Source organism: Longimicrobium terrae (assembly GCF_014202995.1).
Lineage (GTDB): Bacteria > Gemmatimonadota > Gemmatimonadetes > Longimicrobiales > Longimicrobiaceae > Longimicrobium > Longimicrobium terrae.
In genome coordinates, this window is record NZ_JACHIA010000003.1 from 213,691 (window position 1) to 240,531 (window position 26,841).

General features: G+C 70.3%; 26 protein-coding genes. 19 read left to right on the plus strand and 7 right to left on the minus strand.

Translation table 11 applies throughout. The annotated features are described in order from the left end of the window. Window positions 1-90 precede the first annotated feature (90 nt). Window positions 91-1,101, plus strand: a complete 1,011-nt coding sequence (locus HNQ61_RS07055; RefSeq protein ID WP_170036054.1) for a hypothetical protein — start codon at window positions 91-93, stop codon at window positions 1,099-1,101. A 254-nt stretch (window positions 1,102-1,355) separates the two neighbouring features. Here the strand turns inward: HNQ61_RS07055 and HNQ61_RS07060 are convergent, their stop codons facing one another. Beyond that, window positions 1,356-1,727 carry a hypothetical protein gene (locus HNQ61_RS07060; protein WP_170036053.1) on the minus strand — a complete coding sequence of 124 codons (372 nt, stop codon included), beginning with the start codon at window positions 1,725-1,727 and terminating at the stop codon, window positions 1,356-1,358. A gap of 227 nt (window positions 1,728-1,954) precedes the next feature. Here HNQ61_RS07060 and HNQ61_RS07065 point away from each other — a divergent pair, with 227 nt between their 5' ends. After that, window positions 1,955-3,214, plus strand: a complete 1,260-nt coding sequence (locus HNQ61_RS07065) for a hypothetical protein (protein ID WP_170036052.1) — start codon at window positions 1,955-1,957, stop codon at window positions 3,212-3,214. A gap of 152 nt (window positions 3,215-3,366) precedes the next feature. On the opposite strand, the gene HNQ61_RS07070 is transcribed toward HNQ61_RS07065, so the two are convergent. Beyond that, window positions 3,367-3,777: a VOC family protein gene (locus tag HNQ61_RS07070; RefSeq protein ID WP_170036051.1), complete on the minus strand. Its 411-nt coding sequence runs from the start codon at window positions 3,775-3,777 to the stop codon at window positions 3,367-3,369. An 81-nt stretch (window positions 3,778-3,858) separates the two neighbouring features. Here HNQ61_RS07070 and HNQ61_RS07075 point away from each other — a divergent pair, with 81 nt between their 5' ends. The 9 genes from HNQ61_RS07075 (at window position 3,859) to HNQ61_RS07110 (ending at window position 9,430) form a co-directional block, all read left to right on the plus strand. Further along, window positions 3,859-4,896: an RNA polymerase subunit sigma-70 gene (locus tag HNQ61_RS07075; protein ID WP_183685561.1), complete on the plus strand. Its 1,038-nt coding sequence runs from the start codon at window positions 3,859-3,861 to the stop codon at window positions 4,894-4,896. A 118-nt stretch (window positions 4,897-5,014) separates the two neighbouring features. Beyond that, window positions 5,015-5,494, plus strand: coding sequence for a helix-turn-helix domain-containing protein (locus HNQ61_RS07080; RefSeq protein WP_170036049.1), 480 nt, complete (start codon window positions 5,015-5,017; stop codon window positions 5,492-5,494). Between the two features lie 3 nt (window positions 5,495-5,497). Further along, the gene (locus HNQ61_RS07085; RefSeq protein ID WP_170036048.1) at window positions 5,498-6,076 is read left to right on the plus strand and encodes a VapC50 family PIN domain-containing toxin; all 579 of its coding nucleotides are present in this window, start codon (window positions 5,498-5,500) and stop codon (window positions 6,074-6,076) included. A 110-nt stretch (window positions 6,077-6,186) separates the two neighbouring features. After that, window positions 6,187-7,422, plus strand: coding sequence for a serine hydrolase (locus tag HNQ61_RS07090; protein WP_205761771.1), 1,236 nt, complete (start codon window positions 6,187-6,189; stop codon window positions 7,420-7,422). A 189-nt stretch (window positions 7,423-7,611) separates the two neighbouring features. Further along, window positions 7,612-8,019 carry a YbgC/FadM family acyl-CoA thioesterase gene (locus HNQ61_RS07095; protein ID WP_170036047.1) on the plus strand — a complete coding sequence of 136 codons (408 nt, stop codon included), beginning with the start codon at window positions 7,612-7,614 and terminating at the stop codon, window positions 8,017-8,019. 14 nt (window positions 8,020-8,033) lie between these two features. Then, on the plus strand, window positions 8,034-8,192 hold the full coding sequence (locus tag HNQ61_RS28230) for a hypothetical protein (RefSeq protein ID WP_205761769.1): 159 nt from the start codon (window positions 8,034-8,036) through the stop codon (window positions 8,190-8,192). After that, window positions 8,168-8,515: an MgtC/SapB family protein gene (locus HNQ61_RS07100; RefSeq protein WP_338088090.1), complete on the plus strand. Its 348-nt coding sequence runs from the start codon at window positions 8,168-8,170 to the stop codon at window positions 8,513-8,515. The genes HNQ61_RS28230 and HNQ61_RS07100 overlap by 25 nt, the downstream gene beginning before the upstream one ends. Continuing rightward, window positions 8,512-8,823, plus strand: a complete 312-nt coding sequence (locus HNQ61_RS07105; protein ID WP_170036046.1) for a hypothetical protein — start codon at window positions 8,512-8,514, stop codon at window positions 8,821-8,823. The genes HNQ61_RS07100 and HNQ61_RS07105 overlap by 4 nt, the downstream gene beginning before the upstream one ends. A gap of 418 nt (window positions 8,824-9,241) precedes the next feature. Continuing rightward, window positions 9,242-9,430: a hypothetical protein gene (locus HNQ61_RS07110; RefSeq protein ID WP_170036045.1), complete on the plus strand. Its 189-nt coding sequence runs from the start codon at window positions 9,242-9,244 to the stop codon at window positions 9,428-9,430. A 58-nt stretch (window positions 9,431-9,488) separates the two neighbouring features. Here the strand turns inward: HNQ61_RS07110 and HNQ61_RS07115 are convergent, their stop codons facing one another. Further along, window positions 9,489-10,193 carry a DUF1801 domain-containing protein gene (locus tag HNQ61_RS07115; protein ID WP_170036044.1) on the minus strand — a complete coding sequence of 235 codons (705 nt, stop codon included), beginning with the start codon at window positions 10,191-10,193 and terminating at the stop codon, window positions 9,489-9,491. Between the two features lie 188 nt (window positions 10,194-10,381). After that, window positions 10,382-12,028, minus strand: a complete 1,647-nt coding sequence (locus tag HNQ61_RS07120; protein WP_170036043.1) for a M1 family metallopeptidase — start codon at window positions 12,026-12,028, stop codon at window positions 10,382-10,384. A 296-nt stretch (window positions 12,029-12,324) separates the two neighbouring features. Between HNQ61_RS07120 and HNQ61_RS07125 the strand changes: the two genes are divergently transcribed. From HNQ61_RS07125 to HNQ61_RS07150, 6 genes are all read left to right on the plus strand, one after another. After that, the gene (locus HNQ61_RS07125) at window positions 12,325-12,597 is read left to right on the plus strand and encodes a type II toxin-antitoxin system HigB family toxin (protein ID WP_221239665.1); all 273 of its coding nucleotides are present in this window, start codon (window positions 12,325-12,327) and stop codon (window positions 12,595-12,597) included. Between the two features lie 93 nt (window positions 12,598-12,690). Continuing rightward, on the plus strand, window positions 12,691-13,068 hold the full coding sequence (locus tag HNQ61_RS07130) for a helix-turn-helix domain-containing protein (RefSeq protein WP_240978887.1): 378 nt from the start codon (window positions 12,691-12,693) through the stop codon (window positions 13,066-13,068). A gap of 505 nt (window positions 13,069-13,573) precedes the next feature. After that, window positions 13,574-14,059 (plus strand): hypothetical protein, encoded by a 486-nt coding sequence (locus HNQ61_RS07135; protein ID WP_170036040.1) that lies wholly within the window; start codon window positions 13,574-13,576, stop codon window positions 14,057-14,059. Between the two features lie 86 nt (window positions 14,060-14,145). Beyond that, window positions 14,146-14,934 (plus strand): hypothetical protein, encoded by a 789-nt coding sequence (locus tag HNQ61_RS07140; protein WP_170036039.1) that lies wholly within the window; start codon window positions 14,146-14,148, stop codon window positions 14,932-14,934. 7 nt (window positions 14,935-14,941) lie between these two features. After that, window positions 14,942-17,515 (plus strand): NEW3 domain-containing protein, encoded by a 2,574-nt coding sequence (locus tag HNQ61_RS07145; RefSeq protein WP_170036038.1) that lies wholly within the window; start codon window positions 14,942-14,944, stop codon window positions 17,513-17,515. A gap of 172 nt (window positions 17,516-17,687) precedes the next feature. Then, window positions 17,688-19,466 carry a putative bifunctional diguanylate cyclase/phosphodiesterase gene (locus tag HNQ61_RS07150; protein ID WP_170036037.1) on the plus strand — a complete coding sequence of 593 codons (1,779 nt, stop codon included), beginning with the start codon at window positions 17,688-17,690 and terminating at the stop codon, window positions 19,464-19,466. Window positions 19,467-19,614: 148 nt separating this feature from the next. Here the strand turns inward: HNQ61_RS07150 and HNQ61_RS07155 are convergent, their stop codons facing one another. Then, the gene (locus tag HNQ61_RS07155) at window positions 19,615-20,562 is read right to left on the minus strand and encodes a ring-cleaving dioxygenase (protein ID WP_170036036.1); all 948 of its coding nucleotides are present in this window, start codon (window positions 20,560-20,562) and stop codon (window positions 19,615-19,617) included. 484 nt (window positions 20,563-21,046) lie between these two features. On the opposite strand from HNQ61_RS07155, the gene HNQ61_RS07160 reads away from it, so the two are divergent. Both HNQ61_RS07160 and HNQ61_RS07165 read left to right on the plus strand, forming a co-directional pair. Next, window positions 21,047-21,490 carry a hypothetical protein gene (locus HNQ61_RS07160; protein ID WP_170036035.1) on the plus strand — a complete coding sequence of 148 codons (444 nt, stop codon included), beginning with the start codon at window positions 21,047-21,049 and terminating at the stop codon, window positions 21,488-21,490. Between the two features lie 658 nt (window positions 21,491-22,148). After that, a complete protein-coding gene (locus HNQ61_RS07165; RefSeq protein WP_170036034.1) occupies window positions 22,149-24,029 on the plus strand; it encodes a tetratricopeptide repeat-containing diguanylate cyclase in 1,881 nt (626 codons plus the stop codon). A 39-nt stretch (window positions 24,030-24,068) separates the two neighbouring features. Here the strand turns inward: HNQ61_RS07165 and HNQ61_RS07170 are convergent, their stop codons facing one another. After that, a complete protein-coding gene (locus HNQ61_RS07170; RefSeq protein ID WP_170036033.1) occupies window positions 24,069-25,154 on the minus strand; it encodes an alpha/beta hydrolase in 1,086 nt (361 codons plus the stop codon). Continuing rightward, window positions 25,154-26,635 (minus strand): NAD(P)-binding domain-containing protein, encoded by a 1,482-nt coding sequence (locus HNQ61_RS07175; RefSeq protein ID WP_205761766.1) that lies wholly within the window; start codon window positions 26,633-26,635, stop codon window positions 25,154-25,156. The genes HNQ61_RS07170 and HNQ61_RS07175 overlap by 1 nt, the downstream gene beginning before the upstream one ends. Window positions 26,636-26,841: the final 206 nt, after the last annotated feature.

Sequence of the window (26,841 nt, forward strand, 5' to 3'; positions counted from 1 at the left end):
CGCGTGACAGCGGACCCGTGAATTGAATCCACTTGCCGGCGCGTCCACCAGCGACCGCCATCCATTCTTCACGACCGCACCAGGAAGCACATGCGGAAAGCCGTACTCGTTCTCGCCGCGGCCGCCATGTGGGGCTGCGACCGCCCCACCGGCATCCAGGAACTCCCGCGGGACATGACCCCGGCCGCGCTCTCCGCGCGCGCCGACTCCATCCACGATGCCGCATTGGCCGCGCTCCCGGTGGATGACGCCAACGGAATCACCATCGGCGTGATGGACGAGGGACGCACGGAATCCACCAACCTGGTGTCGTTCCGCACCCCGGCCGAGTGGGCCGTGTACCGCTTCGAGCGCAACGCGGCGGGATGGACGCGCGGCGCGCGGGTGGAAGGCGGCCGGACGCCCGCGGAAACCGGGATGCAGAACGTGGGCTTCAGCGGCCAGGTGGCGGCGATCATGAACGGGCTTCAGATCGTGGACCAGTGGTACGTGGCCAACATCACCACCACCGGAACCTACTACCAGACCGAGGGATACGGGCCCATCACCGTCAACCGCGCCGTGTTCTATCCCGCGACGTTCACGGACGGCGACACGCGCTATCAGGTGACGTTCAGCGAGTGGAAGGCGTACCGCGACGACGCGCCCGGGTGCGACCTCACCTTCTGGACCGCCAACAACTCGGACTGGACGCCCAGCGCCTGCCGCCGCACGGACACGTTCGCGTTCGACAACAACCTCAAGCCGCAGCGGTTCTCGCTCCGGTACCAGGTTACGGTAACGCAGCTTCCCCCGTTCGAGTTCGCGATCCACGACTGGGAAGCGAACGATTCCGAGTACCGGGCCTTCGGGATCATGCCGCAGGAGTTCGGTTCGGCGGTCACCAGCGTGGTGTGGCAGGTCAGCAGCAACAACATCAACTGGACGACGATTTCCGCCTCCAACTGCGGGATGAAGTACGCGGGCGCGTTCCGCAGCGGCGGGCCGGCCACGTACATGCGCGCCACCGTTACCCTGGCCGACGGGCGCTCCAGGACGCGCACGCCGTACTACGGACCCACGGTGTTCGTTACCCTGGGCGACGTGTACCCGATGTGCTGATCCGCGCGAGCCGTGCGGGGTTTCGGCCCCCGCACGCTCGCTCGTGATGGTGGACAGACGGGTCCCCGCGGCGCATCGGCCGCGGGGACCTGCGTGCGCTCGGACAGGACGCACTCGCGCCGATCTCCATCGCGGGCTTCGCCGACTCCAGCGCGTCTTGGTCCTGAAGTGTGATGCGCGACCGATGAGCAGCATCGTACGCCCACGGCGCGGCGGCTGCGGAACGGCGCTCGCGGCCGATCACGATCTGCGTCTCAGAAGTACTTGGAGCCCCACTCCGACCGCATCATGACGCTGACGGCGACCACGAACTCCGGCTGGGGATATTCCACCTGCAGTTGGCGGAGATAGGCTTCGCTCTCGTCGTTGCAGATGCGCTGAAAATCCGTCCAGTACCGCACGGGAACCGAGAAATCGCCGATGGCCGCCAGCAGCGCCTCGATGTACGGCGGCCGCAAAAAGAATCCCTCCACGCCCAGCATCGCCATGTCCTCCCGGCGGCAGATGGCGACGAGTTCCAGCGCATCGGCCAGGCGGAAAAACGCCTCCCCGCCCCGCCGGACAACCCGGTCGCCGAAGCGGTCGACGACGCGCTCATAGGCTGATTCTGCGTCTGTCCGGGACATTTCGGTCTGTGTGAGGATGGTGTGGATGGAGACCAGGACGCGGCGCCGGTCACGGCGTAACGTGTCCGCGCGCGGGGTTTCGTCGTCGACGAGGCACGCGGCCTCGTTCCCGGCCTGCCGGAATCGGGCCAGTCTCGGCGAACTCGTACGGCGGAACGGTTGTCGCAATCGGTGGATGGCGCCACCTTTCCTGAGCCCCGCGTCCCCCGCCCCGCACCCTTCCCGCCGTGCCCCGCACCCCCGTCCCCGAGATCTCGCTGGAGCAGGCGATCGGCGCCGAGAACGTGCCGCGCCCGGTGGCTCCGCGCGCGGCACGCCGCTGGCCGGCGCGCGTGGGGATCGCCTGCCTTCTGCTGTGCATCGCGATCGTGGCCGGATTGCTGATGCTGCCCGCGCCGGAAATCCCCATCCCCGATCATATTCCGTCACCGGGCGAACCGACGGTGATGGTGACGGCGGGCGCGCGCTACCGGGCGGGCGGCGTGCGCAGGTTCTTTCTGGGCAACGGATACCGTGAGCTGTGGTCCGTCCCCGTCCGCGCGGAAGTGCTGAACCTGGCGGGATTCGCGGGTGGATTGACACCGTTGCGGCGCGGCGGCGGCAACCAGACGCGCAACCTGCACCTGACCGGCGCGGACGGCCGCGAGTACGTCTTCCGCTCGCTGGAGAAGGACCAGACGGGGACGCTGGGATGGGTGGGACGGCACACGGTTGGCGGCATCCGGCAGGACCAGGTGGGCGCGCTGCACCCCGCCGGCGCGCTGATCGCCTCCGCGCTGCAGGACGCGGCCGGGGTCGCGCATCCGTCGCCGCGCCTGGCCGTGCTCCCCGCGCATCCACGGCTGGGCGAGCACGGGGAGGCATTCGCCGGGCTGCTGGGCTCCATCGAGGAATACCCGAATGACGGCTTCGGCGGCGCGTCGCGGGTGTCGGGAACGGACAAGGTGCTGGAGGACCTGCGGACGAACCCGGGGCACGCGGTGGATGCGCCTGCCTACCTGCGCGCCCGGCTGATGGACGTCTACCTGGGCGACTGGGACCGCCACGAGGGCCAGTGGCGGTGGGCACTGCGCGAAACGGCGGATGGCCCGCGGTGGACGGCGATCGCGCGCGACCGCGACTACGCGCTGGCCGACTACCGCGGCGTGCTTCCGTGGATGGCGCGCTTTGTGGACCCCAAGATCGTGCGCTTTGACGCGGAGTACCGCGACCTCGCCGGGCTGCTGGTGAGCGCGCGCGATCTGGATCGCCAGTTCCTCTGCGCCCTTCCCGCCGCCGAGTGGGACCTCGCCGCCGCCGAACTGCGTGGCCGCCTCACGGATGCCGCCATCGCCAACGCCGTCCGCTCCGCGCCGGCCGAGTACCACGAACTGCGCGGCGCCCGCATCGAATCCCTGCTCCGCGCCCGCCGCGACCGGCTCCCTCAGGCCGCCCGCGACTACCGCCACATCCTGCACGCGACGCACTGCGGATCAGACTCGCGGTGAAGAACGGCCGATCCGCCGGCCATCAAACTCGCGGCGGCGGAGATGCGATCGCCCGCGCGGGATGAACGCCGCCGCTGTACCCGGCCCGGCATCCAGAAAAGTCCCCGGCCATGAACCCATGGCCGGGGACGCGTTTTCCGCCCTGCGGAGCGCTACTCCGGCTGCCGGTACAGAATCGACCAGAGAACGCCGAACCTGTCCCGCACCTGCGCGAAGCGGGCGGCGAAAAAGGATTCGTGCAGGGGCATCCCGATCTCACCGCCCTCGGACAGCGCCGCGTAGGCGCGCTCGGCCTCCTCGACAGAATCCAGCGACAGGTATAGATAGGAGCTCCGGACGGGCTCGAAGTACGCCGCCGGCACGTCGTTGCCGATCAGTTCCACGCCCGCGATGTCCATGCGCGCGTGGATCACGGCGTCCGCCGAGCCCGGCGGCGGGGGCACGTGCGGCGGCAGGTCCCGCACTCGCAGGATCGTGGTGATGCGCCCGCCCAGGTGGGCTTCGTAAAAGCGGAATGCCTCTTCGCAGTTGCCGCCGAAGTTCAGTTGGGAAAACAGTTGCATGTAGCCGGGCTCCTCTGGCTGCGATCGAAAAAGGAAATCGTGAGCACCCGGATAGACGCTGGACGGCGGGAAAACTCATCGGTGTCCGCGGACGGCTTCGCGGGCGAGGCCACGCTGGTGCTGGCCGCGACGGGCGGAGACCAGGAGGCGTTCCGCGGGCTGGTGGAGCCCCTCCGCCGGGAACTCCACCTGTTCTGCTACCGCATGCTGGGTTCGGTGGAGGACGCCGAAGACGTTCTGCAGGAAGCCTGTTTCAAGGCGTGGCGCGCGCTTGCCGCATACGACCAGCGCTCCAGCTTTCGCACGTGGATGTACCGCATCACCACCAACGCGAGCCTGGACGCGCTGCGGTCACGCCGCCGGCGCGTGCTGCCCCGCGACCTGGGCGGGCCGCGGGATCCCGCGCTGGGGCTCGGCGAGCAGAGACACGACATTGCCTGGGTGGAACCGTACCCGCACCCGCTTGCCGCCAGCCACGATCCTCACGCCGTCGCGGAGCTTCGGCAGAGCGTGCGGCTGGCGTTCATCCACGCCCTGCAGACGCTGCCGCCGCGCCAGCGCGCCGCCCTGATCCTGCGTGACGTCCTGGACTGGTCCGCCGCGGAGACGGCCCGTGCCCTCGGCACCTCCGTCGCCGCGGCCAACAGCGCCCTGCAGCGCGCACGCGCGGCCCTGTCCACGGACACCGGGCGAAGGACGCCCGTGCCCCGCCCCGCCGGTCTCGACCGGAATACGGCCGAGGTTGCCGCCCGCTACGTCGCCGCGTGGGAGGCCGGCGACATGGACGCGATCGTGTCCATGCTGGCCGAAGACGCCATCCAGTCCATGCCGCCATGGGCCGCGTGGTACACGGGACGGGAGACGCTGCGGGCGCTCTACTCCGGCTACACGGTCTGGGGCGGACACCCCGGCCCAGGTGTTTTTCGCATCATCCCCGCCTCGCTGAACGGCGACCTCGTCTTTGCCGAGTACTGCCGCGACGGCTCCGAAGGCCCCTACCATCCGCTTGCCCTCACCGTCGCCCGGCTCAGCCCGGACGGCGGCTGGATCGCCGAGAAGCTGAGCTTCGTGGATGGAGGCCTGCTCACGCGCCTGGGCTTTCCCGCCACGCTGGACTGAGACGGCTTCAATCGACCTCACGCCGTCAGCTCTTGCACTGGCTGCGTGCGTTGCACTTGCTTCACTTACTGCTTACAATTGTATGTGATCGGAAATACTTGGCCGAACGGGTGTGCTGATGAGCGAAAGCATTGGAGTTATTGAGCCTACTGAGGCCGACGTGGACCTCGCCCGGCAGAGTCACAACCGCGTGATGCGCGCCGTGGATGATCCGGCGCAGCGCCTGTGGATCACGGCCCAGTCATTCGGCAAAGTCGAGCTGCCCCACAGCGTTCTTGGTGCGATTGCGGCCATCCTGCGCGAGCTGGCTGCGGGACACACGGTTTCACTGCAGACGGTGGATGACGAGGAACTGTCCACCACCGCCGCGGCGGCAATCCTTGGCATGAGCCGCCCAACCCTGATCAATCTGCTGGACGCGGGCGAGATTCCGTTCCGCTGGGTGGGGTCGCATCGCCGGATTACGCGCGCCGCCGTCCTCGCCCATCAGGCACGCACGGCTGATGGACGGTCTGGGCCGCTGCGTTCGCGCGCGGATCGTCTCGCGGACCTTGAGGAGATGGCGGATACGACACACCGGCTGGGCCTGGGATACTGACCCGTGGCCGGGCCGCTTGCCGTACTCGATGCGAATGTTCTGTTTCCGTTTCAGCTACGGAACTTCCTTCTCCACGCATCCACGTTCGAAATCTTTGAGCCGCTCTGGTCCGAGGACATCCTGAACGAGATCGCGCGCCATCTTCCCGAAAAAGCCGGTCTCAATGCGCAGCAGATCTCCCATCTGCTGGATCAGATGCAAAGAGCATTTCCCGGCGCCCTCGGCACCGGCTACACGCATCTGATTGAGGGTCTTGCCCTTCCTGACGCGGATGACCGGCACGTACTCGCGCTGGCGGTGCACTACGAAGCCGAGTTCATCGTCACGCACAACGTCCGCGACTTCCCCAACGACCGCCTCGCCCCGTGGAACGTACAGGCGCTTACGGCGGATGACTTCATCCAGCGCCTTTCGTCCACGCACGAGGACCAGCTCCGGGCCGCGGCGGAACAGCACCGGCTGTCGCTGAAACGGGCCCCGTACACGCCGGAGCAGTATCTGGATTCGCTGCGTTCCGGCTTTCTCCCCCGCTTCGCGGATCGTCTCGCCGCGCAGGGGTTCCTCGCGCAACGCCAGCTCTGACTCCCGCGCTGCGGCATTTCCCGGATCCACCCACCCGCCTTGCTGTCGCCGGTCCGGTCCGCTATTCCGATAGGGATCGCGAACCTGGCTCCCGGCACCGAGTGGATTCCGTGGCTCATCCTCATCCCAAGACCCTGATCGTCGCCCTTTCCCTTCTGCTCGCCACGGGCGCGCAGGCGCAGCGGGGCGCGTACGTGCCACCCGCGGGACAGTGGGAGCGGCGCGCCCCCGCGCAGGCCGGCATGGACGCCGCGCGCGTGGACTCCGCCATCGCCTTTGCCATCGCCAGCGAGGCCCGCGCGCCGCGCGACCTGGAGATGGCGCACTTTCAGACCTTCGGGCGTGAGCCGTTCGGCGAGCCCGTGGGCCCGTTCCAGACGCGCGGCGCTCCGTCCGGCATCATCCTGCGGCACGGCTACATCGTGGCCGAGTGGGGCGAGCCGGACCGCGTGGACATGACGTTCAGCGTCACCAAGAGCTTCCTGTCCACCGTCGTGGGCGTGGCGGTGGACCGCGGGCTGATCCGCTCCGTGAGCGACCCGGTGGAGGCGTCCGCCGCGCCGGTGTTCGTCCTGCCGCCGGAGGGCGGAGGGCGGCACGCGGGCGGGCTGGGGGAGGGGCGGCCGCTGGTGCTGTTCGACACGGACCGCGAGCGCCGCATCACGTGGAACGATCTGCTGCGCCAGACCAGCGACTGGGAAGGCACCCTCTGGGGCAAGCCCGACTGGGCCGACCGCCCGGCGCAGAACCCCGCGGAATGGCTCACCCGCCCGCGCGCGGAGCCGGGCGCCACGTATGAGTACAATGACACGCGCGTGAACCTGCTGGCGCTCGCCGCGCTGAACGTGTGGCGCCGGCCGCTGCCGCAGGTGCTGCGCGACGAGGTGATGAACCCCATCGGCGCGTCCAGCTCGTGGCGCTGGGTGGGATACGAGAACTCGTGGGTGCTGATGGACGGCCAGGCGGTGCAGTCTGTGAGCGGCGGCGGGCACTGGGGAGGCGGCATGTTCATCAGCGCGCGCGACATGGCGCGCTTCGGGCTGCTGACGCTGCGGCGCGGGCGGTGGGGCGACCGGCAGGTGCTCAGCGAGGCGTGGGTGCGGGGCGCGCTGACGCCCACGCCCGCGCAGCCCACGTACGGCTACATGAACTGGTTTCTGAACACGGACCGGAAGCTGTGGCCCAGCGCGCCGGCCACCGCGTTCGCGCACCTGGGCAACGGCACCAACATCATCTACGTGGACCCGGAGCACGACGTGGTGGTCGTGTCGCGGTGGATCGAGAACGCGGCGGTGGACGGACTGGTGCAGCGCGTGCTCTCCGCCATCACCGACGCGCGGCGCTGACCGCGCAGATCACTCGCCCGGGCCACGGCGGCCGGAGCGGATGATCGTCATCCACCCCACCCTCGCCAGGAGGACGGCGCCGCGGCATGGTCGCGCGTGCGGGAGCGAGGTACATTCGTGGCGATGGGCGGGCCTCGCCTGCGGAAGCCCTGATCCGGGCCAGAGCTGACCGACAACGGAGATCATCCGGTGATCACGACGATGGACATCGAAGTGCGCTCCACCGAACTGGACGCGCTGGGGCACGTAAACAACGCCAAGTACATGGAGTACCTGGAGTGGGGCCGCTTCGAGTGGGTCAAGGCGAACGGCATTCCGCTGGACTTCTTCGGCAAGTCGCGGCTCAGCACGGTGCTGGTGAACGTCAACATCAACTTTCGCCACGAGGCCAACCTGGGCGACCGGCTGAGCGTGCGCACGTGGCTGGCGGAAATGGGGCGCAGCAGCTTTCGCATCGGGCAGGAGATCGTGAACCAGCGCGGCGAGCGCATCACCGACGCCACCGTGACCTCGGTGATGTTCGATACCACCACCCGCTCCAGCGTCTACATCCCCGACGAAATCCGCCACCGGCTGGAACCGCTGGTGCGGGGATAGGCCGGCCCCCGGCGATGACCATCATCCTCCCCGAACTGTCGGCGATGGACGCCGCCCTGCGCCTGGGGGCGGCCACGCTGGCGGGCGCGGCGCTGGGGCTGAACCGCGAAATCCGCGGCAGAGCGCCGGGCTGCGGACGCACGCGCTGGTGGCGCTGGGCACGGCGCTCATGACGCTGGTGGGCGTGGCCACGGCGTCCGGCGCGGGCGGCGAGTACGATCCGTCGTCGCTGGCGCGCGTGGTTCAGGGGATCGCGGCGGGGATCGGCTTTCTGGGCGGCCGCGCCATTCTCAAGGGCGGCGACCACGTGCGCGGGCTCACCACGGCGGCCACGCTGTGGGTGGCGGCGGGCGTGGGGATCGCGTGCGCGGCGGGGCTCTGGCACACCACGCTGATCGCCGTCGCCATCACCACCGTCGTACTCGTGGCCGGCCGGCGCGCGGACGCCCTGCTGCACCGCTGGTTTCCCGCCACCGACAAGCCGGCGGACGAGTGACGCCGGTACCCGACATCGACTGGACGCCGGAGCTCATCCTGGGCCTCGGCTTCTTCCTGGGCGGATGCCTGGCGGGGTGGCGAAACCGCCTGACGCTCCGCGCCTCGGTCGTGGACCGGATCGACCTCAGGCCGGGCCAGAGCCCGTACAGGGACGCCTCGTTCTTCTGGCAGCGGGACGTTCTGCAGCCGCGCAACTACCGGGACGGCCGGGGAGCGTACTGGATCAGGCGGTGGGTGCTGCTCATGCTGGTTCAACTCGACTGCTGGCTCATCGCCTTCATGCTGTTCAGCCCCGTCGTATCCTGAGGAAGGCCGCGCTGCGCGAGCACGGCAGTGAGGGAGGGGCGGGCTCACCCGAGCCGCGGGAGAAGGGAATACTTCAGTGCGAGGGCGGAGGCGGTGCGCATCGGCGGGATCTCGCCCGGCGGTTGAAACCGCGCCTCGAAAGACACGAAGTCCGCCTTCGCGGACTGCGGCGGGGGACTTCGCTGGTGTCCCGAACGCGGTTGAAGCCCCGGGAGCGGCGGATCCATTCGCTCAGGACGGTCCGCCACCCGCGCCGGGTCTCATCATCACTCCGTCCCGCTTTTCAATCGGCGATGACGTCATCCACCGGTTCGGGGACTCTCCGGGATTGCAGCGGTGGCCGCCACCTCGCCGCGCGAGCACGGCAGTTGCGCGGGGTGTCCGGCTCACCCGAGCCGCGCTCACCCGCAATCCGCCAATGGCATCTGATCTCAAGCACCCCGGTGGCCGATCGACCGGGACGGGCCGCTTCATCATGGCCGTGGTGATCGTGGGATTTGTGATCTTTCTGGTGTGGTTCGGCTGGACGCACCGCGAAAAGAACGAGAATACCGGCGGCATCATGGGCAGCCGCCCTGTCCCGGCCCACGCGCCCCTCCCGGGCTGACCGGCATCCTGAAACGCTGAAGCCCCGCGCCGGTCATCCGGCGCGGGGCTTCGGTCGTTCATCCCTCCAGGCTGGCCTTGAGGCGGTCCAGCGCTTCCTTCCACAGCCCCTTGATGCGGGCCGCCTCCTCCGCCGTGCCGATCTCGCGATGGTCGATGGTGACGGCGCTCTTCGCCTCGCCCTTGGCCTCGAAGCGCACGTCCAGCGGCATGGCTTCCCACCGCGCCCGCAGCGACTTTCCCGGCGTAGTGCCGCGGATGGTGATGGGATGATCCCCCGCCCAGCCCGCGCGCTCCCCATCGTCCGTCCACGCGGCGAACAGGCGGTCCACGGGCGCGTTGACGGTCTTGCTGGCGTACGCGCGGTGGCCGGAGACGGGTTCGCCGGCCCTGGTGGCGGCGCGCTGCGGCGCAGGCACGGCGGAATCGGCGACGGCGGCGCGCAGCAGGTCGGCCAGGGCGGGATTCCGAAGCGCCTCGCTTGAGCGGATCTTGATGTGGCGCCCCGCCTTGCCGCTCCCCTCCATCAGCCCCGAGGGATCCGGCAGCCCGGCGCCCGCCAGCATGATGTTGATGCGGTCCTTGAGCGGCCCCACCGCCAGCACCATCCCGTGGCCGAAGATGATGTTCTTCCACCCGGGGTGCACCTTTTCCGGCGCATCCGCCGGCATCAGCGAGCGGATCAGATCGCACGCCTCTTCCGCCAGCGCGCGCACCGCGGGCGAGTAGTTGGCGAGCAGCTCGTCGCGGGAAGTTTCGGCCATCGGGCTCAGCGGGAGTGGAAGGTGGATACAAAGAAAACCGGCCCCTCGCCATCCAAGGTACGATGGCGGGAGGCCGGCCTCAATGTCGATGATCATCCCCGACCAGCCACGGACGGAGCGCCGGACCTCAACCGATAGCGGCCCGGCCCGGAATCCCCCGTCCGTCCCTATTCCCCATTCCCCATTCCCTACTTCCCCGCCGCCACCACGTCCACCGTCTGCACGTAGAAGTTCTCATCCACGCGGAACTCCGAAGCCGCCACAGTCGTTGGCACCGTCTGCCAGGCCGTGGTAGGCCGCAGCAGCGTGTACGCGCCCGGCGCCGTCGTCGCGCGCACGGGCATGTCGAAGCCGCGCACCACGTTGGCCCAGCGGTACGAGAGCGTGCCGTTCTGCACGCGGTACTCCAGGACGGGGATCATCGTCGTCGTCAGGTACTGCGCAAAGACGCGGGTCAGATCCATTCCCGCCTCGCGGCTCACGTATTCCTGGATCTGCGCGCCCGTCACCACCTGCCGGCGGAACGTCTGGTTCAGGCCGCGCAGAATGCCCCGCCACCGCTCGTCATCGTTCACCAGATGGCGGATGGTGTGCAGCATGTTGGCGGCCTTGGGATACATGTCGCCGGAGCCCTCGCGGTTCACGCCGTAGGGCCCGATGATGGGCTCGTCGTTCTGCACGATGCGCCGCTGGCCGATTACGTACCGCGCGCCCGCGTCCTTGCCCTGCTGGCACTCCGTGTACAGCGCTTCCGAGTAGGTGGTGAACCCCTCGTGCACCCACATGTCGGCGATGTCGCGCGTGGTGATGTTGTTGCCGAACCACTCGTGTCCGCTTTCGTGCACCAGGATGAAGTCCCACTCCAGCCCCAGCCCGGTTCCCGACAGGTCGCGCCCCAGGTAGCCGTTGCGGAAGTGGTTGCCGTAGGCCACCGCGCTCTGGTGCTCCATTCCCAGGTGCGGCGTTTCCACCAGCTTGAAGCCGTCCTCGTACCACGGGTACGGGCCGAACCAGTGCTCAAAGCACTGCAGCATGGGCCGCGTCTGCGCCCACTGCCGCCGCGCGGCGTCCAGGTGGTACGCCAGCGGCCAGAAGTCCAGCGTTAGCCGCCCGCCCTCGCCCTGGTACTCCTCGCTGTAGTGCGCGTAGCTGCCGGCGTTGATGGCCACGCCGTAGTTGTTGATGGGGCTGGTGACGAACCAGTGGTACGTGGTGGTGCCGTCCGCGTTTTCCGTGGTGCGGCGCAGGCGGCCGTTGGACACGTCGGCCATGCCGCGCGGAACGGTGATGGCCACCGCCTGGCTGTCGGGCTCGTCGGCCTGCGTGTCCTTGTTGGGCCACCAGGCGCTGGCGCCGGTTCCCTGCACCGCCGTCGCGATCCACGGATTGCCGATGCTGTCGCGCGCCCACACCAGCCCGCCGTCCCACGGGGCGTTCAGCGCCACGCGCGGCCTGCCGCGGTAGTGCACGCGGACGGTCTTGCTGGCCCCCGCCGGCTGCGGCGCGCGCAGGGTCACAAAGAGCGCGTCGCCGTCGCGGCGGTAGCGGAGGGTGCGCCCGTCCTGAACGATGCTGTCCACGTTCAACTGCGCGCCCAGGTCCACCTGCATCTCGGTGCGCGGCCGCAGCACGCGGTAGGTGATGCCGGTGGAGCCGGTGATGGTGCTGTCGCCGGGAGACACGGCCACGTTCAGATCGTAGAACGTCACGTCCCACCACGCCCGCGCCGGGCCGATGGAGCCGCGCAGCGTGTCGGCGCGGGTAAGGGGCTCGGGCTGCGCGTGGAGCGCGGCCGGAAACAGCGCCAGCGCGGCCAGCAGGGCGAGTCGTCGCATGCTCGATCTATGGGAGGATGAAGGGAAACGGGATCGTACAGGCCGGGCAGGCGCGTGTTCCAGCGCACCCGCCCGCGCGCCGTGCACGATAGGCCGCGCGCGGCGGTTCGGACAGGTGTCCCGCCCGCGGGGAGACGATCGTCATCATCAACAACCCCGCCGTTCCCAGGACGGGAACACGATCATTGACGCGACAAACTGGACACGTTACCATTCTGGTAGCATCGTGCGAGCGATGTGGGCAACGTCAACCCCGCACTCCAGAAGGCGACATTCGCGTCATCACCGAGAGCAGATTGACCACGTTCTGGAAAGCGCACCCCGACGCCGAAACGCCGCTGAAAGTCTGGCGGCGCATGATGCGGGCTCACCAGTACGAAACGCCGCACGAGATAAGAGCACACTTTCCCGCCGCCGACTTTCTTAAAGGTGGGATCACGGTGTTCGACATCGGCGGAAACAAGTACCGGCTGGTCGTTACGATCCGGTACGACATGGGGAGAGTCTACATCCGCCACGTGCTCACGCATGACGAGTACGACGAGAGAACGGCGGACGGCAGCCTCTGAGAACGGCGCGGGCACCCGCGTGGGTGTCCGCGCCATCCGGAGGAGAGGAGACCAGAAACAGGAAGCACCACAGACATGGAGCGCCCCAAGGTGATGACCGTCATTGACATCCCCGTCCCGCACGTCCTTCGCACCGCGGAGGAATACGATGCGGCTGTCTCCGAAATCGACCGGCTGCTGGATCTGGGTGCCGAGCCGTTCTCCGAGGATGCTGACCGGCTGGAACTGCTGTCGGTTCTGGTGGAGGAGTACGACCGGCGCAACAACCCGATCGACGATTCCGGCCTGACGCCGCAGGACGCCGTGGACTTCATGCTGGGCCAGCGCGGCATGACGCGCGCGGACCTGGCGGAGCTGATGGGCGGGCGAAGCCGCGTGTCGGAGTTCTTTTCCGGCAAGCGCGAGCTCAGCAGGGGGCAGATCGCCGCGCTGCGGGACGTGCTGGGCATTCCGGCCGATCTGCTGATGTAGAATGATGGAGGTAGTCCGGCGAGGAATGCCGGGCGTTGACGCTGCCCATATCGATCCGGCCCCGGGGTGCGCCCCGGGGCCGGTGTGTTTTCCGCCACCTGCCGCACAGTGCGGATCGCGACCCAGAACGCCCGCCGGGATATCGTGGTCCGGCACGGGCGTCAGCCCACCGCAAGCGCCCGGCGCAGGACCTTTTCGGGGAGAATGTCCGGCTGCCGGACACAAACGTTCCTGTCCGGAATCCGCACACTTTCACGTATGTCTCTGTCAATGGGGCACTTGGCTCTCTCCCACACCGGGAGAATGGCCGGATTCCGTACAGAAACGCCCCGGGGGACGAAACTCTCCCACATGACGTAAACCGCTCCACAACAAACACTTACATATCTGATACAATCTGGAACGGACTTCGCCTTAGGGGAGGCTGTCACCAGCCGATGACGAGCTGCTGACTCCAGCGCGATCCCCGCGCAGTCCCCCATCTTCTGTTTCAAGGAAAACTCCGATGACCTCCATCCGCTTCGCCGCCGCCTTCGCCGTTGCCGCCGCCGCCCTGGCCGCCCGCGACGCCTCCGCCCAGACCGCCACCCAGACGGTGAGCTACGAGGTTTCGGCCGTGAACGAGATCAGCGTGTCCGGCTCGCCGTCGCTGGTGATCAGCGCGGCCACCGCGGGCAGCGGGCTGACCTCGGCCAGCGCCAGCGGCACGTACGCCATCACCACCAACGAAACCGACCGCAAGATCACCGCGGAGATCGATTCCGACATGCCGTCGGGCGTTACGCTGAGCGTGAGCCTGGCCGCCCCCAGCGGGGCCACCAGCGCCGGCGCGGTAACCCTGAGCTCCACCGCGGTCGACGTGGTCACGGGCGTGAGCACCGTGAACCAGTCCGGCCTCAACATCACCTACGGGCTGAGCGCCACCGTGTCGGCCGGCGTCGTGAGCGCGGGCAACCGCACCGTCACGTACACCATCACCGCCGGCGCCTGATCAGTCTTTTTCCGTCACGGGCGGGCGCCGCATCCCGGCGTCCGCCCGTTTTCCGTCCCCCCGCAGTCCCCCGCGGAAAAACAGCCATGAAGCCCATCGTCCTCCTGTCCCTGGCCGCCGCCCTGGCCCTTGCGCCGGAAGCCCGCGCGCAAATCAGCGTGGTCAGCAGCACCATCGAAGAGCACCAGGCCACCCCCGGCGCCAGCTACGGCGGCACCATCCGCGTGCGCAACACGGGCGCCGCGCGCCGCACCGCCGCCGTATCCGCCGCGGACTACCGCTTTCTGGCCGACGGCCGAACGTTCTACGAGACCGCGGGCAGCACGCCGCGCAGCAACGCCTCGTGGATCCGCTTCAGCCCCGCGCAGCTCACGCTGGCGCCCGGCGAAGAAGCGACGGTCGCGTACACGGTCAGCGTTCCGGCCGGTGGCGCCATCCGTGGGTCGTACTGGAGCGTGCTGCTGGTGGAGACGATGGACCCGGCCGCGGTGTCGGCCGTGCGGACCGGGCGGATCGGACTCACGCCCAGCATTCGCTACGCCGTTCAACTGGCGACGCACGTGGGCGAGGCGGAGCGGCGCGTGGCGCTGCAGGGGGCGCGCGTTACCGGACAGGGACGCGCACCGGCGCTGGAGCTGGACATCCTCAACACCGGCGAGCAGGCGGACCGTCTGGAGCTGCGCGTGGACCTGTTCAACGCCGACGGCGCGCCCGCGGGGCAGCGGGCCAGCACGCGCGGCCTGGTGTACCCCGGCAGCTCCATCCACCAAGCGTTCGACCTGCGCGGTCTGGCGCCGGGCACCTATCGCGCGATGGTGACGGTGGATACGGGGAGTGACGACGTGTTCGGGGCGGAGTACACCCTCCGCATCTGACCGGCCGATGAATCCCTTTCGCCCCATCGTGCTCACGCTGGGCCTCTGCGCGCTCCTTCCGTGCGCCGCGGAGGCCCAGCGCGCGCGCGTGGAACGGCGCGGCCCGGTGCGTACCGAGGCCACACCCGGCCAGGCCATCACGCTGCCCTTTCGCGTCACCAACGTCTCCGGCGGCTCCGCGCTCCTCGCGGGACAGCCGTCGCTTCCCGCGGGGTGGCGCGCCACCACCGGAGACCCGCGCGAACTGGCCGCGGGCGAGGCGGAGCTGCGGCTGGTGGGCGTACGCATTCCCGCCTCCGCCGCGGCGGGAACCCACGCGGTGCGCTACACGGTGGCGGGATCGGTGGATTCCGTGCTCGTCGTCGTCGCGCAGCGGCGCAGCGTGATCGTCGCGCCGGAGGGCGCCGCGCCCATGGTCGTGGGCGGCGACGAGTACGCGGTGCGCTTTCGCCTGAGCAACCGCGGCAACGTGGCGGAGCGGGTGACGCTCGCCGTACGCGGCGACCGCAACATCACTCCCCGCGCGGAAACGGGCACGGTGGACCTGGCGCCCGGCGCGGAGCAGGTGGTCGTCATCCGCGGCGCTACGCCGCGCGGCGGACCGTCCAGCCTGCGGCACCAGGTGAGCCTGACGGCCGCGTCCGGCGCACCTTCCGCCACCGCGCGCACCATGGTGACCATCGTTCCGCGCGGCGGGCGGGTGCGCGGCGGGCGGCGGCTTCCGGTGGAGCTGCGGCTGCTGACCAGCGATTCGCTGAACGGCGCCGGGGTCGCGATCGCCGCGGCGGGGCCGCTGGACGCGGCGGGGCGCGTGCGGCTGGCGCTGGACGCGCGCACCGCGGACCCGGCCGGCACGCCGTACGCGCGGCGCGACGAGGCGCGGATGCGGCTGGACGCGCCCGGGATGGCGCTGCGGCTGGGGGACGACTTCTACTCCCTTTCCCGCCTGACGGAGCCCGGAACGTACGGCTTCGGCGGCGCGGGAAGTGTGCGGCGCGGGTGGCTGAGCGCGGGCGGCATGGCCGTGCGCGACCGCCGCGGCGAGGGGCGCCCGGGCGCGGCCGGCGGCTACCTGCGCGCGGGGAGCGACCGTGCGCGCGCCGGCGTCAACGCCGTGTCGGCCGACGGGCGCGCGGTGCGCTGGACGGTGGACGCGGCGCTGCGCGTGAACGCCGCGCTGAACGCGGAACTGGAGGCCGCGCCCGCGATGGCGAACGCAGCGGCGCCGCCGCGCGCCGGGCGGCTGTGGGGCGCGGGGCGGATGTATTCGTACGAATTGCTGCACGTGCGCGGCGCCATTCCCGCCCCGGGCGGCGGATCGCGCGACCAGGACGCGGCCTCGCTCGTCCTGCGCCCCGGCGCCGGGCTCTCCCTCTCCGGCTCGGTGCGCCGCGGCCGTGACGGCTTCTGGATCACGGACACGGACAGCCTGACCGCCTTTCGCACCACCCGCCGCGCGTCGCTGGCCTGGGGCCGCCGCCTTTCCCTGGAATACCGCGACGCCGCCGCGGACACCGCCTCGTACGGCGACGTGCGTTCCGTCCGCGGCCGCATCGGGGTTCCCATCCTCCACCGCAACTGGATTCACGCCACGTACGAGCGGGGGGAAGCGGTGCCGCTGGCCGGACTGCGCGCCACGCCGTTCCAGATCGCGGGAATGCAGTCCATCATGGCGCTGCGGGACGGCACGTACGTGAGCGCGACGATTCAGCGGCGCGACGGCGGCATCGGCCTGCTGGCCAACCAGCGCGAATGGTCCGCCTCCCTTTCCGCCAACGCGCCGATCATGGCGGGAACGTGGCTGCGGATTTCCGCGGACGCGCGGCGGGCGGACGGCCGCCCCCGCGACTCGCGCGTCACGCTGTCGCTGGAGCGCGTGCTGGGCGGCGGGCACCGCGTGGCCATGCGCGGCGTGGCGGATTCGCGCACGGATGGACGCTGGACGCGCGGCGGGGTGCTGGAGTACGCGCTGCCGATCGGCATTCCGCTTCCCTCCAGCGGCACGCAGGGCGTGGTGGCGCGGGTGGTGGACCCGGCCACGGAGGCCGGCATTCCCGACGTGGTGGTGCGGCTGGGGGACCGGCTGGCGGTGACGGACCGCAACGGCTTCGTGGGCTTTGGCGACGTGCCGGACGGCGAGCACGCGCTGCGGGTGGAGCCGGGCGCGGGGCCGGAGCGGGTGGCAGACCGTGACCTTCCCATCCTGGTCGCCGTCCAGGGAGGACGGGCGGAGCCGGTGCAAGTCGCGCTGCAGACGGCGGGACGGGTGACCGGCGTGGTGACGCAGGTGGGCCCGGACTCCGTGGCCATGCCCATGGCCAACGTGCTGCTGGAGCTCACCGGCCCCGGCGGCGTGCGCCACGCGCGCACGGGCGGTGACGGCCGCTTCGACACCGGCGCGCTGCGGCCCGGCTGGTGGCGGGTGCGGGTAGCCCCGTCTTCCCTTCCCCGACACCACGCGGCCTCGGCGGAGCAGATCGTCTCCGTGCAGCCGGGCTCGTCGGAGCCGGTGCGCTTTCGCGTGTTCGAGCGGGAGCGGCCGGTGCAGATGATTCAGTCCGGCGACCTTACCCTGCCCTGACGGGCGCGCTCCTTTGATGACGCAGAACACGCGCTCCCACGACCGTTCCGCCGCGCGCCCCCGCGGACGCCCGCGCCGCCGTCCTTCGCGGTGCCCGCGATGCCGTGCGGTGGGCCTGTTCCATGCGGTTCCCGTCCGGGGGGGACGATTCGCCCGGAACCGGAGCGGACCCATGAAGGACACGCCGCGAGTGCTGCTGATGGGCGGAAGCGCGAACACCCGGGCCACCTGGCGCGACGCCGTGGTCCGGGCGCTGCCGGAGGCCCAGGTGGAGTGCCTGGACGAAGAAGGCGCGCGGGCCGGCTCCTTTTTTCGCACCGAGGCGGAGTACCGCGTCCTGGTGGATCAATCGCCCGAACCCATCTTCATCTACACCGCGCAGGGGGTGGAGTACGCCAACCCCGCCGCGGCCGCCGTGGTGGGGATGACCAGGGAAGAGGCCGTGGGCCGCTCCATCCTGAGCTTCATCCATCCTGACGACCGGGCGCGGGTGGTGGCGCGCATGGCCAGCCTGTTCGCCGGGAGCGAGCTGGACCCGGCGGAGTACCGCATCGTGTCCGTGACGGGAGAAGTGCGGCACATGGAGGCGGTGAGCTTTCCCATCCTGTTCCGCGGCCAGCCCGCCGCGCAGGTGGTGGCGCGCGACGTCACGGAGCGGCGCAAGGCGGAGGAAAGCCTGCGCCGCTCCGCGTTCTACGACGCGCTCACCGGGCTGCCCAACCGCCGCATGTTCCTGGAGCGGCTGCGCGAGGCGTGCGGCGAGGCCCGGACGACGCGCTGCCCCAGCATCTGCGTGATGTTCGTGGACCTGGACCGCCTCAAGTCCGTGAACGACACCGCAGGCCACCGCGTTGGCGACGAACTGCTGCGCGAGGTGGCCGCCCGCCTGCTCCGGTGCGCGCCGGATGGGGCTGTCGTTTCCCGCTTCGGCGGCGACGAGTTCCTCATCCTCCTTCCCGCCATCCACACCCCCGCGGAGGCGCGCGGCGAGGCGGAGCGCCTTCTGGCCAGCTGCTTCGGGCGGATGGTCGTCTGCGGCCACGAGTTGTACGTGAGCGCCAGCATCGGCATCGCGCTGGGGCGCGAGGACGATTCGGAAACGCTGGTGCACCGCGCCGACATGGCGCTCAACCGCGCCAAGGCGGAGGGCCGGCACCGCGCCGTGATCTTCGACCCGGAAACGGACCGGCGCGACCGCGAGCGGCTGGCCATCGAGGCGGAACTTCCGCTGCGGCTGCGCGACGGGGCCTTCCGCGTCCATTATCAGCCCATCGTGCAGCTGGATACGGGGCGCATCGCCGGGGTGGAGGCGCTCGCCCGGTGGCCGGATGCGAGAGGCGGATGGATCGCGCCGGACACCTTCGTCCCCATCGCGGAGGAACTGGGGCTGGTGGGGCGGCTGGACGCGTGGGTGATGGGGCTGGCGTGCACCACCGTGCGCGCGTGGCCGGGGGTGAGCGTGAGCGTGAACGTGTCCGCCCTGGAACTGAGCAACCGCACGCTGGTGCGCACGGTGGAGGGCGCGCTGCGCGATTCGGGGCTGCCGCCCGCGCTGCTGGCGCTGGAGCTTACGGAGCGCGCGCTGATCCAGAACCCGGACCGCGCGGCGGGGGTGCTGCGCGATCTGAAGTCGATGGGCGTGTACATCCACCTGGACGACTTCGGCACCGGCTATTCCAGCCTGCGCTACATCGAGCGGCTCCCCATCGACACGCTCAAGATCGACCGCTCGTTCCTGGCGCACGGCGCGCGGCGGGAAATCATCCTGCGCGGGATCGTGTCGCTGGCGCACGACCTGGGGATGCACGTGATCGCTGAAGGCGTGGAAAGCGCGGCGGACCTGGAGCGGCTGCGCGAGCTGGGGAGCGACTACGCGCAGGGCTACTACTTCTGCCGCCCGCGCGGAGCCGAGGAAGTGCAGACGATGCTGGCGGAATCGCCCGTCTGGTAAGCGTTGGCGGGTTGGTCGGATCGGCGGGTGACGGAAAAAGAAAAGCCTCACGCAGAGCCGCGGAGATGCAGAGGAGAACGGATCGGGGGATGACCTCCGTCCGTTCTCCGCGCCTCCGCGGCTCTCTTTCGTGAGGCGGATCGGCGGTTCAGTCGATGGGCTTCAGGTTGGCGACGATGGACGCGCGGCGCGGCTCCAGGAACGGCGGCAGCACCACCTTTTCGCCCAGCGTGGCGGCGTCTTCATCCACCGCGAAGCCGGGGCCGTCGGTCGCGATCTCGAACAGGATGCCGTTGGGCTCGCGAAAGTACAGGCTGTGGAACCAGAAGCGGTCCACCTCGCCGCTGTTGGCGATGCCCAGCTCGTTGAGGCGCGCGGCCCACGCGTCGTAGTCCGCGTCGGGAATGCGGAACGCGACGTGGTGCACCGCCCCCGCGCCCTGCCGCGCCACGGGAAGGTCCGGCTGCACGGCGACGTGAAGCTCCGCGTGCGCACCGCCCGCGCCCATCTCGTACACGTGCACCGTGTGCGCGGCGTTGTCGGGATGTGCGTACTGGCGCACCGGGCGCATGTTGAGCGCGCGCTGCAGCACCCCATCCGTCGGCGCCAGGTTGGGCACGCTCAGGATGATGGGGCCCAGGCCGCGGATCTGGTACGCGGCGGGAACCGTGCTGCGGTCCCACGGATGCGACTCCCCTTCCCCGCCATCGTCGATGAGCGAAAGGCGCTGGCCCTCGGGGTCTTCCAGGTCCAGCGTCAGCCGCCCGTCGCGCTCCACCACGGAGCCCACGGTAACGCCGGCCTCGCGGAGGCGCGCCGCCCACCACTCCAGCGCCTCGGCGCCGTTCACGCGCAGGCAGGTGCGGATGATGGATCGCGTTCCGCGGCGCTCAGGCTGCACGGGCCAGTCAAAGAAGGTGAGATCGCTTCCCGGGCTGCCCACCGCGTCGGCGTAGAAGAGGTGGTACGCGCTTACGTCGTCCTGGTTTACGGACCGTTTTACGAGCCGCATGCCCAGCGTGCGCGTGTAGAACAGGTGGTTCTCGCGGATCCTGGCCGAGACCGCGGTCAGGTGATGGATGCCGGTAAGTTCCATTCGGTCCTCGTCAGATGTTCCGGGAGAGTTCGTGCGCCTTCTGCTGCCAGGGATGATAGCAAACCGCGCAAGGGGGCACGCGGGAGGGAAGGAGCGTCTGGACGGTCTGGCGCATGCCGAGGCTGCCCTCTCCCCCCAGCCCCCTCTCCCGCAAGCGGGAGAGGGGGAGCCGTTCGGCTCGGGGGCGGGTGCGGCGCGTGCCCGTCTTTCCGTTGCGGTTGAAGCCCCGAACCGGACGCGCCAGCGGCCGGTTCGGGGGTTCCCGCGGTCTGAGCGGCGGATTCGTTCGCTCAGGATGGTTCGCTCCGGCGCCCGTCTGTGCCCCGCGCACCAGATTCCCTCTCGCTTTGGAAATCGCCCGACGAACCGCATCCCCCTCCGTGTGACGCCGCGGATGCCCATTCCGGAGTTCCGGCCCTGCGTTTGCCTGTTGACGCATCAACCTCCATCTCTGGAGCGCCTTGCACCCGCACGGGAGTTCGTGATGCGTCCGCCGCGATACAGGTTCCCCGACGAGGTCCGCTCCGCCATCCGCACCATCGCCACGCGCATGGTGCAGGACGGAAACATCGCCCGCTCGCCGCAGGAACTGGAGGAGTGGGTCGCCCGCGAGCCCGAAATCCGCGAGACGCTGGAGGACGGCGGCTACGGCGAGGAGTTCACCGCCGAAGACATGCTTCCGCTGGTGCACGTGTTCGTGGTGCAGGCGGGCGGCCCGGACCTGAACGCGCCCGCCGCGCCGCCGCCCAAGCCCAAGCGGTGGCTGATTCCGGTTGCCATCGCGGTGATCGTTCTCGTGTTCGCCATCATCTTTGCCGCCAAGGCCTTTTCGCGGCCGGAGCGGTCGGTGAGTTCCATGACCGAGCCGCGCGGCGGGGTGGTGATGGCAATGCGCAAAATCGGGGAGCAGAGGGGTGTGAGCGATTGAAGCCGTCGCGACACGGCGGGCGATTGCGCGCAGGATGACTTCACCTGCCCGCGCTGGAGGATCCAGGGGGGTCGCGGAGATCACGGGCGGCCCCCACCCGGGCCGGCACCACCGACCAACCCTCCCCCAAAAAAGACTGGGGGAGGGTTGTGCGCGCGGACAGCTTAGTGTGTGAGGCGGAGTTCGTCGCGTGAGCGAATGCCGTTGAGCGGATGAATCCGCCACTCCAACGGCGCAAAGCCCCGACACCGGCCGCTGGCGCGTCCGGTTCGGGGCTTCAACTGCATCACAGAGCGCGGTTCGGCTCGCGCGCACAGGTCGGAACGGCGGATGGTGCGGTCGGCGGCGGCGTGAACGGACGGTGCCGCGGGGATTAGCTGCACCTTCTCATTGCGCCGGCACGACAGCGGCGGATCGGGCGTGCATCCGTGGACGCGGTCGCGGCGGGTGATGTCCTTCGGCACGGCCGCAACGAGGTTGAAGCGCCCGCGCGCCGAGTGGTAGCGGCTGTTTCGCGATCGTCTTCCGCAACGTTCCTCATCGCGCGGTCGCGCAAGCCGGGCGGCGCTTCCCAAAATCCCGCAGCCGCAGCATTGTTCCCGCTCCGGCCCGCCGCCGGCACCCGCCTCTGCGTCGCCCGCCGCCTCGCGACCCCGCGATGATCAAGTCCATCCTGTTTCTGGCCCTGCTCACCGTAACGTCCGCCGCCGCGCAGCCCGCGCGACGGGCGCCGCAGCCGCGCACGCCACAGGAGATGGTGGCCGCGGCGGAGAAGCTGCCGGGCGTGCACGACGACTCCGCTCGCGCGCTGCTGGAGCGCGCCCTTCCACTCCTGCGTGCGCCCGCTGACCGGCCGGTGCGGGCCCGGGCACTGGCGGAGCACTGCTGGCGGCAGGCGGGCTATGTCCCCGAACCACAGCTGGTTGCGCTGGCTGAGGCCGGCCTCGCCGAGGTGGTGCCCGCCGGCCAGGGGTACGCCGTGGGCATGCTGCGCCTGTGCCGCGGCTACGGCCGTGAGAACGCCGGCCAGGTAGACAGCGCCGCCGCGGACTACGAGTTCGGCATCGCCACCGGGAGACGGTTGAACGAGCCCGAAGTGCTGGCGATGGCGCTGCTTCTGCGCGGCGACCTGAACTACTACCGCGGCGACTTCGCCTCCGCGCTGCAGGACATGCGCGCCGCATACGACCTTTCCGTGCGGCTGGGCGACGCCGAGGGGCAGCGACATCTGCTGGGCTCCATCGCCAACCTGTACGCTGACCGCCGCGTGGGAGACTACGACCGGGCGCTGGAATACTACCGCCAGGTGCTTGCCTCCAACGTGGCGGAAAACAGTCAGGCGGGGATCTCCACCGCGTACTTCAACATCGGGCGCACCTACGAAACCAAGGGCGACGTGGCCGCGGCCCTCCCGTACTACCAGCGCTCGCTGGAGATTGAGCGGCGGCGCGGAGATCCGGGCGAAGTGGCGTACGTGCAGAGCGCCATGGGCGGGGCGCTCACCAAGCTGGGCCGTGCGGACGAGGGGCTCCGCTGGCTGAACCAGGCACTGGGGTACCACACCCGCGCGGGGGACGAGGCGAGCGCCGCCCAGGCGCTTCTGCCGCGGGCCATTGCGCTCCGCGCCCTCCACCGCCCGCGTGAAGCGCTGGCGGATCTGGAGAGGTCGGCCGCGCATTTCCAGTCAACGGGCAACACGCGGTTCCTGGAGAAGGTGCGCGACGAGCAGGCGCAGAACCTGGCTGCCCTGGGCGAATGGCGCGGGGCGTACGATGCGCGCGCGGCGCAGGTCGAGCTGCAGAAGCGGCTGGCGGATCAGTTCAAGGAAGAACAGACCTCGCGCCTCCGCGTGCAGTTTGACAGCGAAAAGAAGGAGGCGGAGAACCGGGCCCTGGTGCGCGAAAACCAGCTGCGCGGGCAGGCCCTGGCCTTTGCGGGCCGCGTGCGCCGGCTGCAGACGGTGGTCATCGCACTGGCGGTCGCGATCATGGCCGCGCTCGCCTTTTTGACGATGCGGCACATCGCGGGCGAGCGGCGGATGCGCGAGATGGCGATGACGGACGAGCTGACGCGCCTGCCCAACCGCCGCCATCTGCTCGCGGTGGCGGGAGAGGCGCTGGAGGATGCCCGAAGCAGACACGAACCGTTCAGCCTGCTGGCGGTGGACGTGGATCACTTCAAGCGGATCAACGACGCCTTCGGCCACGACGTCGGCGATTCGGTGCTGCGCCGCATCGCCCGCGCCTGCCGCGCCGCCCTGCTGGATGGCGACACAATCGGGCGCACGGGTGGCGAGGAGTTCATCGCCGTTCTCCCCCGCGCCGATGCCGCGCGCGCAATGGATACGGCGGAGCGGCTGCGCGGCGCGGTGGAGCGGCTGGACTGGAGCGACCTGGACCCGGCGCTGCACGTTACGGTCAGCATCGGCGTGGCGCAGCGCCTGGCCGACGACAGCTTCGCCGCGCTTTCCCGCCGCGCGGATGACTCGCTGTACCGCGCCAAGGAGTCCGGGCGCAACCGCGTACACGCCGCGGTCTGAGCCGGCGTTGCGGCGGGTTCCGTCGCTCCCGCGAACCTCTCAGCCGGCGCTCCCATCCACCACTTCCCGCCACGCGCGGGCAATGCTCACCAGCGCCGCGTGCGCGCCGGGCGACACGCCGGTCATGTGGATGAAGCCGTGCCCGTGCGCGGGAACGTGCATCCGCCGCACGGGCGTCCCCGCCTGCGCCATCGCGTCGAAGTACGCGTCGCCCTCGTCGCGCAGCAGATCGAAGCCCGCCGTCACCCCCAGCGCGGGCGCCATCCCGGAGAGATCCTCCGCGAACAGCGGCGACACGCGCGGATCCTCTTCTGCCACGCCCGTCCCGTTCAGGTAGAAGCCGTTGAACGCGACGCGGTCCTCGTAATCCAGAAAATATCCGCGCCCGAACAGCGCCTGCGACGGCCGTGCGGTCACCGTGTCCGCCGCGGGATAGATGACGAGTTGTGCCACCGGCGGCGCGTCGCCCCGAATCTGCCGCGCGGTCACGGTCGTGAGGGTGGCGCCCGCGCTGTCGCCGCCGAGCGCCACCCGCGCCGGGTCCGCGCCCAGTTCCGCCGCGTGCGCCTGCGCCCACCGCAGCGCCGCACGCGCATCCTCCAGCGCGGCGGGAAACGGGTGCTCCGGCGCGAGGCGGTAGTCCACCGACAGGATGTGCATCCCTGCTTCGCGGCAGAGGATGCGGGACGGCTCGTCGTGCGTGTCCAGGTCGCCGACGGTGAACCCGCCGCCGTGCAGGTACACCGTCAGCGGCGCGGGGCCGTCGATCTCCGGCGCGTAGTGCCGCATCCGCAGCGTCCCGCCCGGCCCGTCCACCCGCAGATCGCGGACGCGCGCCACCGGAGTGCGCGGCCACTGGAACACGAGCGTTTCCCGCCGGTAGCGCGCCCGCGCGACGTCCAGCGTCGGCTCGGTGAGTCCATACGGATTGCGCCGCCGGCGGAGCATGCGGATCAGCTGGACGTGCGGGTCCAGCGTCCTCCCGTCTACCGTCACGGGCGGCTGGCCGGACAGGCGCACGGCCGCGGACGCGGAGAGCCGGCCGATCATCCGCCCCACCATCGCCTCCATCCGCTCGGCGACAGACAGCCGCGGCGCGGGCGTTTCCGCGTCGGCGCCGCTCATCACGCGGCTCCCGCGTAGCTCTGCGTCATCCGGTACTCCGCGGGATCGAAGCGCGCCAGCCGCCGCCGGAAGCGCCAGGTGAAGTCCGGCCATAGTGTGCTGTTGCGGCCGGTCGCGTCCAGGTACCAGCTCGCGCAGCCGCCCTGCGTCCACACGGTGCCGCGCATGCGCCTGTCTACTTCCGCCACGAACGCGGCCTGCGCCTCCGGCCGCGGCTCCAGCGCGCCCACGCCATTTTGCGCCATGTGCCGCAGCGCGCGGATCACGTGCTCCGCCTGTGCCTCGATCATGTACACCACGGAGGTGTGGCCCAGACCGGTGTTGGGGCCCAGGAGGATGAAGAGATTGGGAAATCCCGCCACGGTCGTCCCCAGGTGCGCGCGCGGGCTGCCGTCCCACGCCTCCGCCAGCGTGCGGCCTTCCCGCCCCCGCGTCACCGGGCCCAGCGGCGGGTCCGTCGGCCGGAAGCCGGTGCCGAAGATGATGGCGTCCACCTCGCGTTCGGCGCCATCGCGCGTGATGATGGAGTGCGCGCGGACCTCGGCGACCGCGTCCGTCACTACCTCCACGTTGGGACGCGTGAGGGACGGCAGGTAGTCGTTGCTCAGCAGCACGCGCTTGCACCCCATGGTGAAGTCCGGCGTCAGCGTGCGGCGCAGCGCGGGATCGGGGACGCTGGCGCGCAGGTGCCGCAGCGCCGTCCGCTGGGCGAGCCGCATCGCCCGCGGGTTGCGGAAGCCGAAGACGAACGCCTCGCGCGCCAGGTAGATGCCCGCGCGCACCGCCCGCTGCGCCGCGGGCACACGGCGAAAGAACGACTGCCTCCGCCGGCCGAGCGGCCGGTCGTGGCGGGGAATGATCCACGGCGGCGTGCGCTGGAACAGGAACAATCGGCCGACGACGGGCTGGATGGCGGGGACGAACTGGATGGCCGACGCGCCCGTGCCGATCACCGCCACCCGCTTGCCCGCCAAGTCGAACGAGTGGTCCCACCGTGAGGAGTGAAAGGCGCGGCCCCGGAAGCCGTCCAGCCCGGGGATGGCGGGAATCATGGGATCGCTGAGCGCGCCGGCCGCCATCACCAGCACCGGGGCCACGAACTCCGCGCCGCCGGCCTGTACGCGCCACACCTGCCCGGCCCCATCCCACTCCGCGCCCGCAACCTCATGGCGAAAGCGGACATGCGGCAGGATCCCGTGTTCCTCCGCGACCCGCTTCAGGTACGCCTGGATCTCTGGCTGGCGGGAAAAGCTGTGGCTCCACTCCGGATTGGGCGCAAACGAAAAGGAGTACAGGTGCGACTGCACGTCGCACGCGGCGCCGGGATAGGTGTTGTCGCGCCAGGTGCCGCCCACGTCGCCCGCGCGCTCCAGCACCACGAAGTCGTCCCTGCCCTCCTGGCGCAGACGGATGGCCATCCCCAGCCCGCTGAACCCGCTTCCGATGATGATGATCCCCGTCCGCATCGCCGTACCCGCCACCGCTGTCACTCCCGGTCAGAGAAGATCGTTGTCGTCCGCAATCCCGTCACAGTGCCCCGCGCGGCGGAAAACGACCGTGCGCGCACGTTCATCGGGAAACAGACGCCGCGCGTTCCCTTGCATCCCGCACGCCGCCGGCACGCGCAGGGCGATGAGCCGCGCGGGTGATCGCACGTGCTGTCACCTTGCGTCCGCTTGCCCGCGGG